This window comes from Sanguibacter hominis ATCC BAA-789, from assembly GCF_012396185.1.
Lineage (GTDB): Bacteria > Actinomycetota > Actinomycetes > Actinomycetales > Cellulomonadaceae > Flavimobilis > Flavimobilis hominis.
Window position 1 is genome coordinate 1,315,689 of the sequence record NZ_JAAXOW010000001.1, and the last position, 14,085, is coordinate 1,329,773.

Genomic DNA, 14,085 nt, shown 5'->3' on the forward strand with positions numbered 1-14,085 from the left:
CTACCTCGCGGGAAACGGGCTACCTCGGGGGGCCTCACGGCGTCGCCCCCCACCCCGCGCGCAGGATGCCCGCCTCGGCGCACCCTCGGGAGCGCGCGCCGAGGCGGGAGCCGGTGTCAGGCGACCGTGAACGCCGCCGTGAGCAGGTCCTCAGTACGAGAGCTCGGGCCGACGCGCAGCTCGAAGTCGCCCGGCTCGACGACGCGGTCGCCCGCGGCGTTGACGATCGTGCACTCCGCGACAGGCAGCTCGACGTCGACGACGCGCGTCTCCCCGGGCGCAAGCTCGACGACGCGGTACGTCTTGAGCTCCTGGTCCGCCCAGCTCGCGGACGTGACGACGTCGCTCATGTAGACCTGCACGACCTCGCGCGCCGGGCGCGTGCCCGTGTTCGTGAGGCGGACGGTGCCGCGGATCGTGCCGTCCGCGCTGAGCTCGGACTCGGCGAGCGCGAGGTCCGCGTACTCGACGGTCGTGTACGTCAGGCCCTCGCCGAACGCGAACGCCGTGCGCTGCGTGAGGTCGGCGTACCGCGAGCCGTGCTGGCCGCGCAGCTGGTTGTAGTACGTCGGCTGCTGGCCGACGTGCACCGCGAACGAGATCGGCAGGCGACCCGACGGCTCGGTGATGCCGAGCAGGATCTCGGCGAGCGCCCGCCCGCCCTGCATGCCGGGGTTGGCCGCCCAGACGAACGCGGCGGCGTCGAGCACGACCTGCGGCAGCACGTGCGGCTTCGACGCGAGGAGCACGACGACCAACGGCTTGCCGGTCGCGGCGAGCGCCTCGAGCATGGCGACCTGCCCGCCGAGCAGCTCGAGCGTCGCAGTCGACTTGCACTCACCGACGAGCTCGATGCGGTCACCGACGACGGCGACGACGTAGTCCGCGTCCTGCGCGGCCGCGACGGCCTCGGCGATGAGCGCCTCGTCCGGCCCGGTCGGCGCGGCGACCTTGGGTCGCGGCTGCCCGTCGGGGAAGAACGCGCCGTCCGGGTCGTCGGCGAGTGTGATGATGTCCGCGCCGCGCGAGTAGGTGACCTCCCAGTCGGCGGGCACGTGGTTGCGCAGCCCGTCGAGGACGGTCGTGACCATCTCGCGTGGGTGCCCGTCCATGAGCCAGGGCGCCTGGCCGGACGCGCCGGCCCAGTCGCCGAGCGTCGTGTGCGGGTCGTCGGCGTTGGGGCCGACGACGGCGATGCGGCGCGGTGTCGCGTCGCCCCCGGTCGCGCGGGCGTCGGGCCCGGCGGTGAAGCCGCCTGCGAACGGCAGCACGCCGTCGTTCGTCAGCAGCGTGATCGAGCGGCGCGCGACGTCGAGGTTCGCGGCCGTGTGCTCGGCCGTGCCGATGACCGCCTGCTGGCGGGCGTCGTCGGGCTTGCGCGGGTCCTCGAAGAGGCCGAGCTCGAACTTGAGCGTGAGGATGCGCGCGGCTGCGGCGTCGACGAGCGCCTCGTCGAGCATGCCGCGGGCGACGGCGTCCTGCGCGCCCTCGAAGAAACCGGGCGTCGTCATGATCATGTCGTTGCCGGCCTTCACGGCCGCCGCGGCGGCGTGCGTGTGGTCGGGCATGAGGTGCTGCTCCCAGATGAGGCGGCCCACGTTGTCCCAGTCCGTGATGAGGGTGCCCGTGTAGCCCCACTCGCCGCGCAGCACGTCGTTGAGCAGCCAGTCGTTGAGGGTGATCGGCACGCCGTCGGTCGACTGGTAGCCGAGCATGAACGTGCGGCAGCCCTCGCGCGCGACGCGCTCGAACGGCGGCAGGAACCAGGAGCGCATCTTGCGGCGGGAGACGTCGGCCTCGCTCGCGTCGCGGCCGCCCTGCGTCTCGGAGTACGCGGCGAAGTGCTTGGCGGTCGCGAGGATCGCCGTCGGGTCGTCGAGGCCGGCGCCCTGGTAGCCGCGGACCATCGCGGACGCGAGCTCACCGATGAGGAACGGGTCCTCGCCGAACGTCTCGGAGACGCGGCCCCAGCGCAGGTCGCGGGCGATGCACAGGACGGGGGAGAAGGTCCAGTGGATGCCCGTCGCGGCGGCCTCGACGGCGGTGATGCGGGCGGCGCGCTCGACGAGCTCGGGGTCCCAGGAGGCGGCCATGCCGAGCTGGGTGGGGAAGATCGTCGTGCCCTTGAAGAACGAGTGGCCGTGGATGCAGTCCTCGGCGATGAGGAGCGGGATGCGCAGGCGCGTGGTCTCGGTGAGCGCGTGGGCCTCGCGGACCAGCTCGGGCGAGGTGTGCAGGATCGAGCCGACGTGCTTCTCCTCGATGAGGTGGCGGACGCCGTAGCTCGCGTCGAGCTGGAGCATCTGGCCGACCTTCTCGGGGAGCGTCATGCGTCCGAGGAGGTCCGCGACGCGGTCGGGGACCGGGAGGGACGGGTCGAGGTAGGGCAGGGTCACGGGAGGGTCCTCTCACGGCGGCGTCGGCGTCTCGGGCGGTGGCCCGGGGTGGGTGTGGCAGCGCTCCCACACTTGCACAGGCGAGCATAGTCGAATCGTTCCGACAAGGCCACGGGCCCTGACCAGCGGGGCGATCGGCGGGGTGGCTCAGGCCCTGGGCTCAGGGGGCGGGCGCGGGCGGCCCGGCTGGTCGAGGCGGCTCCGGCGCCGTCACCGCCGACCCGAGGCTCGCCGCGATGACCGCCCCGGCCGCCACCACGTGCAGCGCATCGACCGCCTGGCTCAGCAGCAGCCACCCGAACAGCATCGCGACCGCCGGCTCGAGGCTCAGCATGATCCCGAACGGGCGCGGCGACAGGCGCCGCAGCGCCGCGAGCTCGAGCGTGTACGGAACGACCGACGCCAGCAGGCCCGTGACGACCGCGAGCAGCAACAGCGACGCGTCGTCGCGCACGACGACCGCGTCCGCCGCGCCGAACGGCGCGAGCGCGACCGCCGCGACCGCCGCCGCGACCACGAGACCACCCTGCCCCGGCACAGTCCGCGCCACGCGCGAGCTCGCGAGGATGTACGCCGCCCAGAACGCTCCCGCGCCGAGCGCGAACGCGACGCCCCACGGGTCGAGCCGGCCGCCGACGTCGTCCGACGACAGTCCCAGCGCCGCGACCCCCGCAGCCGCCGTGGCGACCCACACCAGGTCCCTCGCCCGCCGCGTCAGCACCGCCGACAGCGCGAGCGGTCCCACGAACTCGATCGTCACCGCGACCCCGAGCGGGATCCGCGCGATCGCCTCGTAGAACATGCCGTTCATCGCCGCGAGCGTCACCCCGAACACGACCGCGGCGCGCCACTGCGCCGCCGTCCATCCGCGTACGCGCGGCCGGAACAGCACCCCCAGCACGACGGCGGCCACCGCGAGCCGCAGGAACGACACCCCGGCGGGGGACACGTCGTCGAACAGGTGGGCAGCGCCCGCGGCGCCGAGCTGGAGAGACACGCACGAGCCGAGCACGAGCCCCAGCGCGGGGACGGACGACGGACGGGCGGACGGCACGTGACCACTGTCTCACCCGAGGTGGACATGTCAGGACCCGGTAGTCGAGAGATCATGTGGATGTGAGCGCCCACACGAGCGACGCCGCCACCAGGCCCGCCGCACCCTTCGACATGGCTGCCGCGCGCGCCCTCTGGGAGGAGTACGCCGCGGCCCACCCCGACGTGGTCGCCGAGCACCCCGAGTGGGAGGTCGACCGGTTCGCCGACACGGCCGACTATGCGACCGAGATCGCCGGGTGGATCGAGACGCGCCACAAGCGCGCGACGTCGGACCTCGTCGACACGTTCCTCCAGCGCGGTGTGCCGCTGCCGCGCGTCGGCGCGCACTGGGTCGTGTGCGACGGCGACGGCAAGCCCCGCTACGTCCTGCGAACCCTGGGCCTCCGCCTCGGCACGATCTGGACCGCCGACGAGTCGTTCGCCGTGGACGAGGGTGACGGCACCCTCGACGAGTGGCGCGACGTCCACCGCCGCTACTGGACACGCATCTGCGCGTCTCGTGGCGAGGTGTTCACGGACGCGACGCCCGTCGTCCTCGAGCGCTTCGAGGTGGTCTGGCCTGCTACTGCCGCCGACCGCTAAAGTGCTCCTGCGCGGCCGCTGACCAGGCCGTCCATGTCGAGCACGACCAGGGGGCACGCGGTGGCATGCACGATCTCGGGCGCTCGTAGGGCTGTGGCCGTCGTCGCGACCGCAGCGCTCCTCCTGGTAGGCGCGGCCACGGCCGCCGCGCCCGCCCACGCTGCCGACCCGAAGCCCACCATCACGATCGGAACGATCAAGAACAAGAGCGTCACTCGCGGCAAGACCGCGACGATCAAGCCGGTCTACAAGACCAAGGGCAACGTCAAGGTCGTCCGCGCGCAGCTGCACGTCGTGAAGAACCGCCACTTCCTCCACCGCTACAAGAGGTCGGTCAAGCTCCCCGCCGGTAAGTACAAGATCACGACCCTCATCACGTACAAGACATGGCGGCCGCGGAAGGTCACGGATGTCAGGCTGAAGACCGTGACAGTCCCGTTGACGCAGGGCGCCGCGACGTTGCGGTGCACGGTCGGCGGGATCGTGAGCTTCGAGTACACGCACCGCGACCCGACGCATCGCGCTTCGTTGGAGTGTGTTGATCCGGTGACCCGCGGCACGGTCACGTATGGGCCCGTCGACCTGTGGTTCTCGAAGGACCAGGGGATCTGGATCGGTCACGGCCTGCGGGGCGACGGGTTCGCGCTGGCGAACCTGTGGGCCAAGGGCGCGCAGGACACGATCGTCGCCCCGAGGGACGAGCTCAAGGCCTTCGTCTCCACCAGGACGACGCGCACCGTCAAGGACTGGTCGTACGAGAAGACCAAGCAGAAGGTGCAGTGGGTGACCGTCCGGCCCCGGTGACCTGCAGGGACCCCGGCTTGCTCGCACAGGCTCGCGCGTCTCCAGGCTCATGCTCGACGCCCGAGGTGCCGATAGGTGAGCAGCGGTGCGTCCGGGGGGATCTGAGGGGCCCGAGCCGCGCCGGATCCGGGCACCACCACCAAGGAGAAGCACCATGTCAGTCATCACCTCCGGCGCGCGCAGGATCGTCGCCACCGTCGCGACCTCCGCGCTCATCCTGGCGGGCGCCGCCGTCGCTGCCGCGCCTGCCGGCGCAGCCGACGTCAAGCCCACCGTCACGATCGGCAAGATCGCGAAGAAGTCGGTCGTCAAGGGCAAGAAGGCGACGGTCAAGCCGGTCGTCAGGGCCAAGGGCAACGTCAAGATCCTCTCGACGACCGTCACCGTCACCAAGGCGGGCAAGGCAGTCGCGAAGAACAAGAAGTCCGCGAAGCTCGGTACGGGCGTCTACAAGGTCAAGACGACCGTCACGTACAAGACGTGGACCACGAAGACCACGACGAAGAAGGTCACGGTCCCGCTCACCGACGGCGCGGCGCCGATGATGTGCAAGGCGTCCGACGTCGAGAAGATCAAGCCGGTCGAGATGCTCACGCACATGGCCGACGTCGCGTGCACCGACCCGAAGACCAAGGGCACCGTCAAGTTCTCGAACGTCCTCTTCGGCTACGACGAGAACGACGGTGCCTGGTACGGCGCCGACCTTCGCGGCAACGGCATCGCCTTCGAGGACCTCATGCGCACCACGTCGCAGGAGTCGTACGTCATCCCGGTCGACTCGCTCAAGGTCACTGTCAAGGCCAAGACGAAGGTCTGGTCGAAGATCAAGACCAAGAAGTCCGTGCAGACGGTGAAGATCTCCGCCAAGTGATGTGACAGGGCCGGGCGCTGAGGCGCCCGGCCCTCGTCGTCTGGCGCCGACCCTCGGCGTTCGTCGTGTCCCGGGCCCCGGTCAGCGACCGGACCGCCGGTCCGCGCTCAGCGCGCGGGCGGTGCCGTCGAGCCGCGCACGACGAGCGACGTCTCGACGACGGTCTCGTGCTCTGTGGGCCGGCCCGCGAGGGTGTCGAGGAGAAGTTGCGCGGCAAGCTCGCCCTGGAGCGCGACCTGCTGGTTGACGGTCGTGAGGTCGACGAACGACGACACGGGGTGGTCATCGATGCCGACGATCGAGATGTCCTCCGGGATGCGCAGGCCGCGCCGGACGATCGCCTGGGTCGCGCCGTAGGCGAGCTCGTCGCTGTGCGCGAAGACCGCGGTGGGCATGGGGTCGCCCCGCTCGGCGCAGCCGTCGAGGATCGAGTCGATCGCTGCGGCTGCTTCCGTGCCGACCCAGGTGATGTTCCGGACGAGGTTGCCGTCGGCGGCGACGCCGGCGTCGCGCAGCGCCTCGTGCCAGGCGCGTGACCGGCCGGATGCGTCGGGCCAGTCGGGGTGGTGCGGGTCGGTGCCGGCGATCATGGCGATGCGCCGGTGGCCGAGGTCCAGCAGGTGCTGGACGGCTTGCCGTCCCGCGGCGGAGTCGTCGATGTGGACGTTCGGGTAGTCGGCCGTCTGGCCGCCTGCGGCGACCACCTGGACGCCGAGCAGCTCGAGGCGCTTCTGCTCTGCGGCGTCGACGGGGAAGGCGACCGCGATGACGGCGTCGACCTTGCGGCGCGCAGGCAGCCGGGTGAGGAACGTTGCGCGGTCCTCGGGGCCGTCGACGTGGTACAGCAGGAGGTCCATGTTGGCGCGCGAGAGGACGCGCTCGATCCCGGAGACCATCTCGCCGAAGAACCACCGGTTGATGTGCGGGACGACGAGGGCGACACGGCGGGCGGCGCCGCCTGCGAGGCGCTGCGCCTCGGGGGAGGCGACGTAGTCGAGCTCGCTCGCGGCCTCGAGGACGCGGGCGCGGGTCGACGCGGCGACGCCGTAGGCGCCGTTGAGCGCGCGCGACGCGGTCGCGAGGGAGACTCCGGCGGCCTGGGCGACGTCGTTGAGGCTCGGCGTGCTTCCAGAGGACATGTGCCGATCGTATGCCTGGAGCGGGCACAAAAGAAAGCGCTTCCGGCGGATCGCCCCTTGACGTCGGAAGCGCTTCCGATCCATGCTGGGAACATGAAGAACCAGGTCCAGCTCATCACCTACGCCGACCGCCTCGGCGGCGACCTCGCCGGCACCGCGCGCATCCTGCGCGAACGCTTCGCAGGAGCGTTCGGCGGCGTGCACCTCCTGCCCTTCTTCACGCCGTTCGACGGCGCCGACGCGGGCTTCGACCCCGTGGACCACACCGCCGTCGACCCCCGCCTCGGCTCGTGGGACGACGTCCGCGACCTCTCCCAGACGCACGACACCGTCGTCGACCTCATTGTCAACCACGTCTCCGCCGACTCCGCTGCGTTCCAGGACGTGCTGCGCCACGGCACGGCGTCCCCGCACTTCCCCATGTTCCTCACCATGTCGTCCGTCTTCCCCGACGGCGCGACCGAGGCCGAGCTCGCGCGCATCTACCGCCCCCGCCCCGGCCTGCCCTTCACCGCGATGCGTCTCGGCGACGAGCTGCGCTTCGTGTGGACGACGTTCACCCCCCAGCAGGTCGACATCGACATCCGCTCCGAGCAGGGCCGCGCCTACCTCACGAGCATCCTCGACGTCGTCGCCGCCGCCGGCGTGAGCCTCGTGCGGCTCGACGCCGTCGGCTACGCCGTCAAGACGCCCGGCACCACGAGCTTCATGACCCCCGAGACGTTCACGTTCATCGAGGAGTTCACTGCCGAGGCCCGCGCCAAGGGCGTCGAGGTCCTCGTCGAGGTGCACTCGTACTACCAGCGGCAGATCGAGATCGGCCGGTCCGTCGACCTCGTCTACGACTTCGCCCTGCCGCCCCTCGTGCTGCACGCCCTGTACACGGGCGACGGCTCCGTCCTCGCCGAGTGGATGCGCATCCGGCCCCGCAACGCCGTGACCGTCCTCGACACGCACGACGGCATCGGCGTGATCGACGTCGGCCCCGACCAGACCGTGCGCCCGGGCGAGGCCCCGCGGCCCGGGCTGCTCGACGCCACCCAGATCGACCAGCTCGTCGAGGGCATCCACGAGCACACGCGCGGCACGAGCCGCCTCGCGACCGGCGCCGCGGCGTCGAACCTCGACCTGTACCAGGTCAACTCGACGTTCTACGACGCCCTCGGTGGCGACGACCGCCGGTACCTCGCGGCCCGCGCCATCCAGGTGTTCACGCCGGGCGTACCGCAGGTCTACTACGTCGGCGCGCTCGCGGGCGGCAACGACGTCGAGCTGCTCGAGCGCACGGGCGTCGGACGGGACATCAACCGGCACCACTTCACGCCCGCGGAGATCGACGCGGCCCTCGAGCGTCCCGTCGTGCGCGCGCAGCTCGACCTGTTCCGCCTGCGCAACGAGGTCCCCGCGTTCGACGGCGACGTCGAGGCGAGCCTCGACGGCAGCGTCCTGACGATGGTGCGCCGCGGCGTCGAGGTGCCCGACGCCGTCGCGACCCTGCGCGTCGACCTCGCCACGGGCGAGGCGGACGTCGAGGTCACGGGGCCCGCGCCGCGGACCTGGACGTCCCGGATCTAGCCGAGGATCACCGGGACGCGCGCCCAGCCGCCGACGGGCGCGACCTCGCGGACGGGCGGGGTCGTCGGGTCGGCGGTGAGGGACTGCGTCGCGGCGACGATCGCGCGCACGAGCGTGCGCAGCTCGATCGTCGCCAGAGCCCGGCCCGGGCACACGTGCGCGCCGATGCCGTAGACGAGGTTGTGCGGTGCGTGGGCCTCCGGGGCGAGCTCGTCGGGGTCGCCGAAGACCTGCTCGTCGCGGTTGGCCGACGTCCAGTGCAGCTTGACCTTCGCTCCGGCCGGTATCGAGACGCCGCCCACCTCGACGGGGCACGTCGTGACACGGCGGTTGCCGATGAACGGCGAGTCGCGCCGGAGCAGCTCGTCGATGATCGCGTCGAGCTCCGCGTCCGAGACGCCCTCGCGCAGGCGCGCCTGGAGCGCGGGAGCCTGCGTGAGCTCGTGGAGCAGCACGCCCGCGCACAGCGCGATCGAGCCGAGGTCGCCGCCGGTCCAGTTGCGCAGCACCGAGATGACGTCCGCCCCGGCGAGGGGTGCTCCGTCGACCGTGACCGCGAGCAGCTGGTCGGTGACGTCAGCCTCGGGGGACGGGTCCGGGAGCCTGCCGTCGAGGATCGTCCGGATGATGTCGTCGAAGTCCTCGGCGACCTGTCGGGTGCGCTCGAGGGCGCCTGAACGGGTCGCGTCGTAGTTCTCGCTCATCCAGGACAGGAGCCGCTGCTCGACGTCGGCGGGCCAGCCGAGCCACGCGCTCTGGGCGCGTACCGCGAACACGGCGCCGATCTCGTTCACCGCGTCGACCTGCCTCCCCCGCGGCAGGCTGGCGACGAGCTCCGCGGCGACGCTCTCGAAGACGGGGACGTGCCGGGCCAGCGCGTCGAGGCTCAGCAGCGGGTCGAGCGCCTCGCGGACGCGGGCGTGCTCCGGCCCGTCCAGACCGTTGGGGACCTGCCGGAAGCGTGAGGTCGCGCTCGAGAAGGTCTGCGGGTCGAGCGCCGCGCGGCGCACGAGGTCGTGCCGGAGCAGGACCCATTCCCCGCGGTCGTTCTGGACGACCGGGTGGTGCGGGCGCAGCTCGTCCGTGTAGGCGCGCAGGTCGCGTCCGGCCGGGGAGACCTCGCCGGGGATGTGGTCGGTCATGCATCCAGTATCGGCGCGTCGGTGAGGTTTTGCCTCGGATGGCGCCGTGAAAAAACGTCGACGGGTCTTCGCGTAGGTCCTGGCGATCAGGCCAGGATCGACGTGACGGCCCGGGCGGCCGAGCCGAGCGGGTCGGCGAGCGCCGCGTCGCGGCCGCACGTCTCCACGAGGCTCGCGGTCGGGAACGGAGCAGGGATCCCCGGCGCGACGTCCCCGACGACGGCGGCGACGGGCACGCCCGCGGCGCGCGCCCGGTCGGCGACCCCGCCCACGACCTTCCCCGCGAACGACGTCGCGTCCAGCAGACCCTCGCCGGTGATCACGAGGTCGGCGCGGGTGATCGCGGCATCGAGCCCGACGACGTCCGCGACGAGGTCGAAGCCCGGCACGAGACGGGCGCCGAGCGCCGCGAGCCCGCCCGCGAGGCCACCCGCCGCCCCCGATCCGGGGATCGTGCCGACGTCCACCCCGAAGCGCCGCTCGTAGAGCCGCCGCAGTGCGACGAGACGGCGTGTGAGCGTGTCGACCTGCTCGGGCGTCGCGCCCTTCTGCGGACCGAACTCGCGGGCTGCGTCCTCGAAGCGCGTGGTGACGTCGCACGCGACCTCGAGCGCCACGCCTGCCGGGAGCGCGCCGATGGCGTCGAGCGCGGGGGCGCCGCCGTCCGTCATGGCAGAGCCGCCGACCGTGACGACGACGCGCGTCGCGCCGTCGTCCAGGGCGGCACGCACGAGCTGGCCCGTTCCCTGGCTCGTCGCGTCGAGCGGCCGCAGCCGCTGCCCTGCGAGCAGGGCGAGGCCGGACGCTCGCGCAGACTCGATCACGGCCGTCCCGTCCTCGAGCCGCCAGCCCGCCGTGACCGGCGCGCCGAGCGGACCGGTCACCGTCGTCGTCCGGTTCGGGCCGCCGAGGACGTCGAGCGTGCCCTCTCCGCCGTCGGCGAGGGGCAGCAGCTCGGTCGTGTGGCCGCGCTCCGCGCAGACGGCAGCGATCGCGGCGGCGATCTCCGCAGCGGTCGCGGTCCCCTTGAACTTGTCGGGGCAGATCAGGATGTGCACTGTCCCATCGTGCCGTGTCTCGGGAACGGCCCGCCGCTAGCGCTGCGGCCGGGCGCGGACCAGGGCGAGCGCCGCGACGAGCAGGACCGCGACGACACCGCCGAGCACGCACAGCGCGCCGTAGCTCCACGTCGACACGACGACCCCGGACAGCACTCCCGCACCGGCTCCGGCGAGCGACACGAGAACGTCGACCGACCCCTGCGTGCGTGCGCGACGGTCGAGCGGGAGGTTCTCGGCGACCGCCGTCGTCCCGGCGACGAGGCCCAGGCTCCATCCGAGGCCGAGCAGCCCGAGGGCGAACGCGAGCCACGGTACCGACGACTCGGGGGCGAGCCACGCGACGAAGCTCGCCGCGAGCAGCGTCAGCCCGGCCAGACCCGCGACGACGCGCGACCCGAGCCGGTCGACGAGCCAGCCGGACAGCGGTGACGGGAGGTACATCGCGCCGATGTGGATCGCGATGACCAGCCCGGTCGCGCCGAGCCCGTGACCGTGCGCCTTCATGTGGATCGGCGTCATCGTCATGATCGCTGCCATCACGATCTGCGTGACGACCATGGTGGTCGCGCCGAGGCGTACGCCCGGCGCGGACCCCGGCGAGCGATGACCGCCGCCGTCGTTGCCGGGCTTGGGCGGTACGGGTGCCGTCGCGGCGTGCTCGCGGGCGAGCAGCAGCGGGTCGGGTCGCAGCGCGACGGCGAGGATCGCGGCTGCGGCGCCGTACGCGACCGCAGCGAGCAGGAAGGGGCCGGCGAGACGCGGGATGGAGAGGGCGTCTGCGACGTCGCCCATCACCCCGACGAGGTTGGGGCCGGCGACCGCGCCGAGAGTCGTCGCGACGAGGACCGTCGAGACGGCTCGGCCGCGGTTGGCGGGAGCTGCGAGGTCGGCGCCCGCGTAGCGCGCCTGGAGGTTGGTCGCGTTGCCCGCGCCGTACACGAACAGGGAGGCGAGGAGCAGCACGGCGGACCCGAGCACGGCGGCGACGATGACGCCGACGGCGCCGAGTGCGCCGGCGAGGTAGCCGAGCGCGAGGCCGGGGCGGCGCCCGCGCAGCTGGGACACCCGCCCGACGGCGGCGGCGGCGAGCGCCCCGCCCGCCGCGAAGAGGGCGGTGGGCAGGCCGGACAGCGCGGTCGAGCCGAGCAGGTCTTGGGCGAGCAGCGCCCCCACCGTGATGCCCGCGGCGAGCCCGGCGCCGGAGAGGAGCTGGGCGCCGACGAGGACGTTCAGGGTGCGGCGTTGGGCGTGCGCGGTTTCGGGCTGGTCAGGTGCGATGGCCACGAGCGCAGTGTGTCACCGCGAGCCGGTGCGGCGCGCGGGGTGCTTCAGGTGGTGGCGCGGCTCAGAAGGTGTGCGGCGCGACGACGGTGACGGTCGCGCCGGCGGTGGCCAGCGCGTCGATCAGCAGTGCGGCCTCGGCCGGGGTGTACAGGCGCGGGAGGTCGGAGGGGGTGGTGAGAGCGAGGCGCTGGCTGGGCGTGAGGCTGCCGTGCTCCTCGATCGCGTGGCGGACGGCGCCGGAGAGCGCGCCGTGGGGCGCCCCGCCGTCGGCGAGGCGGAGGCTCACGAACGGGGTCGTGGCGGGTGCGGGCCGACGAACATAGGAGGCCCGGGCGTGGGTACGTCCGTCGAGGCTTGTCGTGATCGTCATGGGCAACAGCATGAAGGCGAGTAAAGAAACCGTCAAGCCGATACGGCGAAAGTGTCATGTATCACTCTCGGCAGAGTCAGGACCGAGGTCCTAGACGGGCGGCGCTGATCTGCATCGATACGTCTCATCTGCACCGACCCCACTATTTGTTACGTTCTGAGACGTGAATGCCAAGACCATCACCTCCCTCACCCTCACGGCCGCACTCGCGACGAGCCTGGCAGCCTGCTCGTCCGACGACCCCGCCGCACCCGCACCCGCCCCCGCGACGTCGTCGAGCAGCGGCGCGGCACCCGCGAAGACCTCCGAGCCGGCCGAGCCTGCACCGACCGAGACCGCTCCCGCCCCCGCGCGGACGCCCGACTCGTGCGCCGACGTCTCGACCGCCGCAGGCGCGGACGTCCCCGGCACGGCCCTCGGCACGTGCGTCGTCGACGCCATGACCGCCGCCGGCACCGGGCAGATGGTCGTCGAGGACGGGACGAGCACGAGCACCGTCGTGTTCCGGTTCGACCCGAAGTACAGCGCCTACGTCACCGGCGGCGTCGATGGCGGGCTCGGACTGATCCTCGAGGAGAAGACCGGCTGGTTCCTCCAGGCCGGCACCTGGGTCCAGGAGGGCAGCGGCGACCAGCTCGTCGACGCCGCGATCGGCCTCGCCCGCGTCTTCAGCGACCCGCTCATGATCAAGACCTACCTCGGCACGTGCGACACATGGTCGACGAAGGGCAGTGACGGCGCGCAGACCCGCTACGACTGCACGGACACGTTCACGTTCGCCGGGTCGTCGATGAGCGACGTCTGGTTCACGGTCGACGAGGACTTCCTCGGCGTCGAGTCCGTCGCGACAGCATCGATGGCGGGCATGTCCGCCACGACGACGCAGACGTTCTCCCGCTGGGGCGAGCCCGTCGAGATCCCCGACCCGCGCTGACCACGCCCCCGCCGCGCGACGTGCTCAGCGTGCCGCCGTCCAGTGGGCGGGCCGGCGGAGCCGCACGGGGACCTTCGTCAGCGCGTCGCCGGTCGCGGCCTCGAGCTGAGCCTGGCTGCAGAACAGCGTCTGGCTGAGGTCCGTGCCGTGGAGGCGCGCACCGCGCAGGTCGGCCCCCGTGAGGTCCGCCCAGCGCAGGTCGGCGCCGCGCAGGTCCGCCCCCACCGCCACGGCGCCGCGGAGGTTTCCCGCGAAGAGGTCGGCCCGGCGCAGGTCGGCACCGACGAGGTCGGCACCCGCGAGGTCCGACGGCGCGCGGTCGCCCGCGTGGGCCGCGCGCACCTCGTCGCTGACGTCCCGCAGGACGGCGACGACCGAGTCGTGGTGCGCTCCGGCGTCGGCCGCGAGGATCTCGGCAGGCAGCGCGCGGGCGAGCCGCTCGGACCGCTCGATCGCGCGGTCGAGCGCGGCGCTCGGGAACCCCAGCTCGGCAGCCTCGAGGAGGAGCCGGAGCAGCTCGTGGACGTGCCTGAGGCGGGGGAGCAGCGCGAACATCGCGCCCGCGGCGGCAGGGTCGGTGCGCCAGCTGCGGCCAGGATGCAGGGCGGTGATGCGTTGCCCGGCGCCGTAGCAGTCGTAGGCGACGCAACCGGCGTAGCCCGAGGGACGCAGCCGGTCATGGATGCCGCACACGGTGGCGTCGAGGTGGCCGCAGGGGGTGCCGGCTGGCTTGTCGACAGGGAAGTCCGACGAGCGGGACAGGTCGAGCGCGACGCAGCAGAGCGCCAGGCAGGCGGAGCAGTCGGCACGCAGGTCTGTGCGCGCGTCGAGCCGTTCGCGGTCGGGAGGGGTCACCCGACCAGGCTAGGAG

13 protein-coding genes are annotated in these 14,085 nt (G+C 72.6%); 5 read left to right on the plus strand and 8 right to left on the minus strand.

Annotated features, from left to right (window positions below):
* Positions 1-116: 116 nt before the first annotated feature.
* Together HF995_RS06020 and HF995_RS06025 are read right to left on the minus strand one after the other, a co-directional pair.
* Positions 117-2,396, minus strand: coding sequence for an exo-beta-d-1,3/1,6-glucosidase (locus HF995_RS06020; protein ID WP_350308754.1), 2,280 nt, complete (start codon positions 2,394-2,396; stop codon positions 117-119).
* Between the two features lie 160 nt (positions 2,397-2,556).
* On the minus strand, positions 2,557-3,450 hold the full coding sequence (locus HF995_RS06025; protein ID WP_168446824.1) for an EamA family transporter: 894 nt from the start codon (positions 3,448-3,450) through the stop codon (positions 2,557-2,559).
* A gap of 62 nt (positions 3,451-3,512) precedes the next feature.
* Between HF995_RS06025 and HF995_RS06030 the strand changes: the two genes are divergently transcribed.
* The 3 genes from HF995_RS06030 (at position 3,513) to HF995_RS06040 (ending at position 5,709) form a co-directional block, all read left to right on the plus strand.
* Complete coding sequence (locus tag HF995_RS06030) at positions 3,513-4,034, plus strand: ASCH domain-containing protein (RefSeq protein WP_350308755.1); 522 nt, start codon at positions 3,513-3,515, stop codon at positions 4,032-4,034.
* Between the two features lie 60 nt (positions 4,035-4,094).
* A complete protein-coding gene (locus HF995_RS06035; protein WP_168446825.1) occupies positions 4,095-4,838 on the plus strand; it encodes a hypothetical protein in 744 nt (247 codons plus the stop codon).
* 154 nt (positions 4,839-4,992) lie between these two features.
* Positions 4,993-5,709, plus strand: a complete 717-nt coding sequence (locus HF995_RS06040; protein ID WP_168446826.1) for a hypothetical protein — start codon at positions 4,993-4,995, stop codon at positions 5,707-5,709.
* Positions 5,710-5,816: 107 nt separating this feature from the next.
* Here HF995_RS06040 and HF995_RS06045 read toward each other — a convergent pair whose 3' ends face one another.
* Complete coding sequence (locus HF995_RS06045; protein WP_168446827.1) at positions 5,817-6,848, minus strand: LacI family DNA-binding transcriptional regulator; 1,032 nt, start codon at positions 6,846-6,848, stop codon at positions 5,817-5,819.
* Between the two features lie 93 nt (positions 6,849-6,941).
* Here HF995_RS06045 and gtfA point away from each other — a divergent pair, with 93 nt between their 5' ends.
* Complete coding sequence (gene gtfA, locus HF995_RS06050) at positions 6,942-8,423, plus strand: sucrose phosphorylase (protein ID WP_168446828.1); 1,482 nt, start codon at positions 6,942-6,944, stop codon at positions 8,421-8,423.
* On the opposite strand, the gene HF995_RS06055 is transcribed toward gtfA, so the two are convergent.
* From HF995_RS06055 to HF995_RS06070, 4 genes are all read right to left on the minus strand, one after another.
* A complete protein-coding gene (locus HF995_RS06055) occupies positions 8,420-9,565 on the minus strand; it encodes a cytochrome P450 (RefSeq protein WP_168446829.1) in 1,146 nt (381 codons plus the stop codon). The genes gtfA and HF995_RS06055 overlap by 4 nt on opposite strands.
* Positions 9,566-9,651: 86 nt before the next feature.
* Positions 9,652-10,623, minus strand: coding sequence for a glycerate kinase family protein (locus HF995_RS06060; protein WP_168446830.1), 972 nt, complete (start codon positions 10,621-10,623; stop codon positions 9,652-9,654).
* 36 nt (positions 10,624-10,659) lie between these two features.
* Positions 10,660-11,910 (minus strand): MFS transporter, encoded by a 1,251-nt coding sequence (locus HF995_RS06065; RefSeq protein WP_350308756.1) that lies wholly within the window; start codon positions 11,908-11,910, stop codon positions 10,660-10,662.
* Between the two features lie 61 nt (positions 11,911-11,971).
* Entirely contained in the window at positions 11,972-12,280 is a 309-nt protein-coding gene (locus HF995_RS06070) for a hypothetical protein (protein WP_168446831.1), read from the minus strand.
* A gap of 163 nt (positions 12,281-12,443) precedes the next feature.
* On the opposite strand from HF995_RS06070, the gene HF995_RS06075 reads away from it, so the two are divergent.
* On the plus strand, positions 12,444-13,214 hold the full coding sequence (locus tag HF995_RS06075) for a hypothetical protein (protein ID WP_168446832.1): 771 nt from the start codon (positions 12,444-12,446) through the stop codon (positions 13,212-13,214).
* A 24-nt stretch (positions 13,215-13,238) separates the two neighbouring features.
* Here HF995_RS06075 and HF995_RS06080 read toward each other — a convergent pair whose 3' ends face one another.
* Positions 13,239-14,069, minus strand: a complete 831-nt coding sequence (locus HF995_RS06080) for a pentapeptide repeat-containing protein (RefSeq protein ID WP_168446833.1) — start codon at positions 14,067-14,069, stop codon at positions 13,239-13,241.
* Positions 14,070-14,085 lie beyond the last annotated feature (16 nt).

Bases quoted from the DNA above. Each gene is read 5' to 3' on its own strand.
- HF995_RS06040 (WP_168446826.1), top strand. From the start codon at position 4,993: ATGTCAGTCATCACCTCCGGCGCGCGCAGGATCGTCGCCACCGTCGCG.
- HF995_RS06045 (WP_168446827.1), bottom strand. From the start codon at position 6,848: ATGTCCTCTGGAAGCACGCCGAGCCTCAACGACGTCGCCCAGGCCGCC.
- gtfA (WP_168446828.1), top strand. From the start codon at position 6,942: ATGAAGAACCAGGTCCAGCTCATCACCTACGCCGACCGCCTCGGCGGC.
- HF995_RS06055 (WP_168446829.1), bottom strand. From the start codon at position 9,565: ATGACCGACCACATCCCCGGCGAGGTCTCCCCGGCCGGACGCGACCTG.
- HF995_RS06070 (WP_168446831.1), bottom strand. From the start codon at position 12,280: ATGACGATCACGACAAGCCTCGACGGACGTACCCACGCCCGGGCCTCC.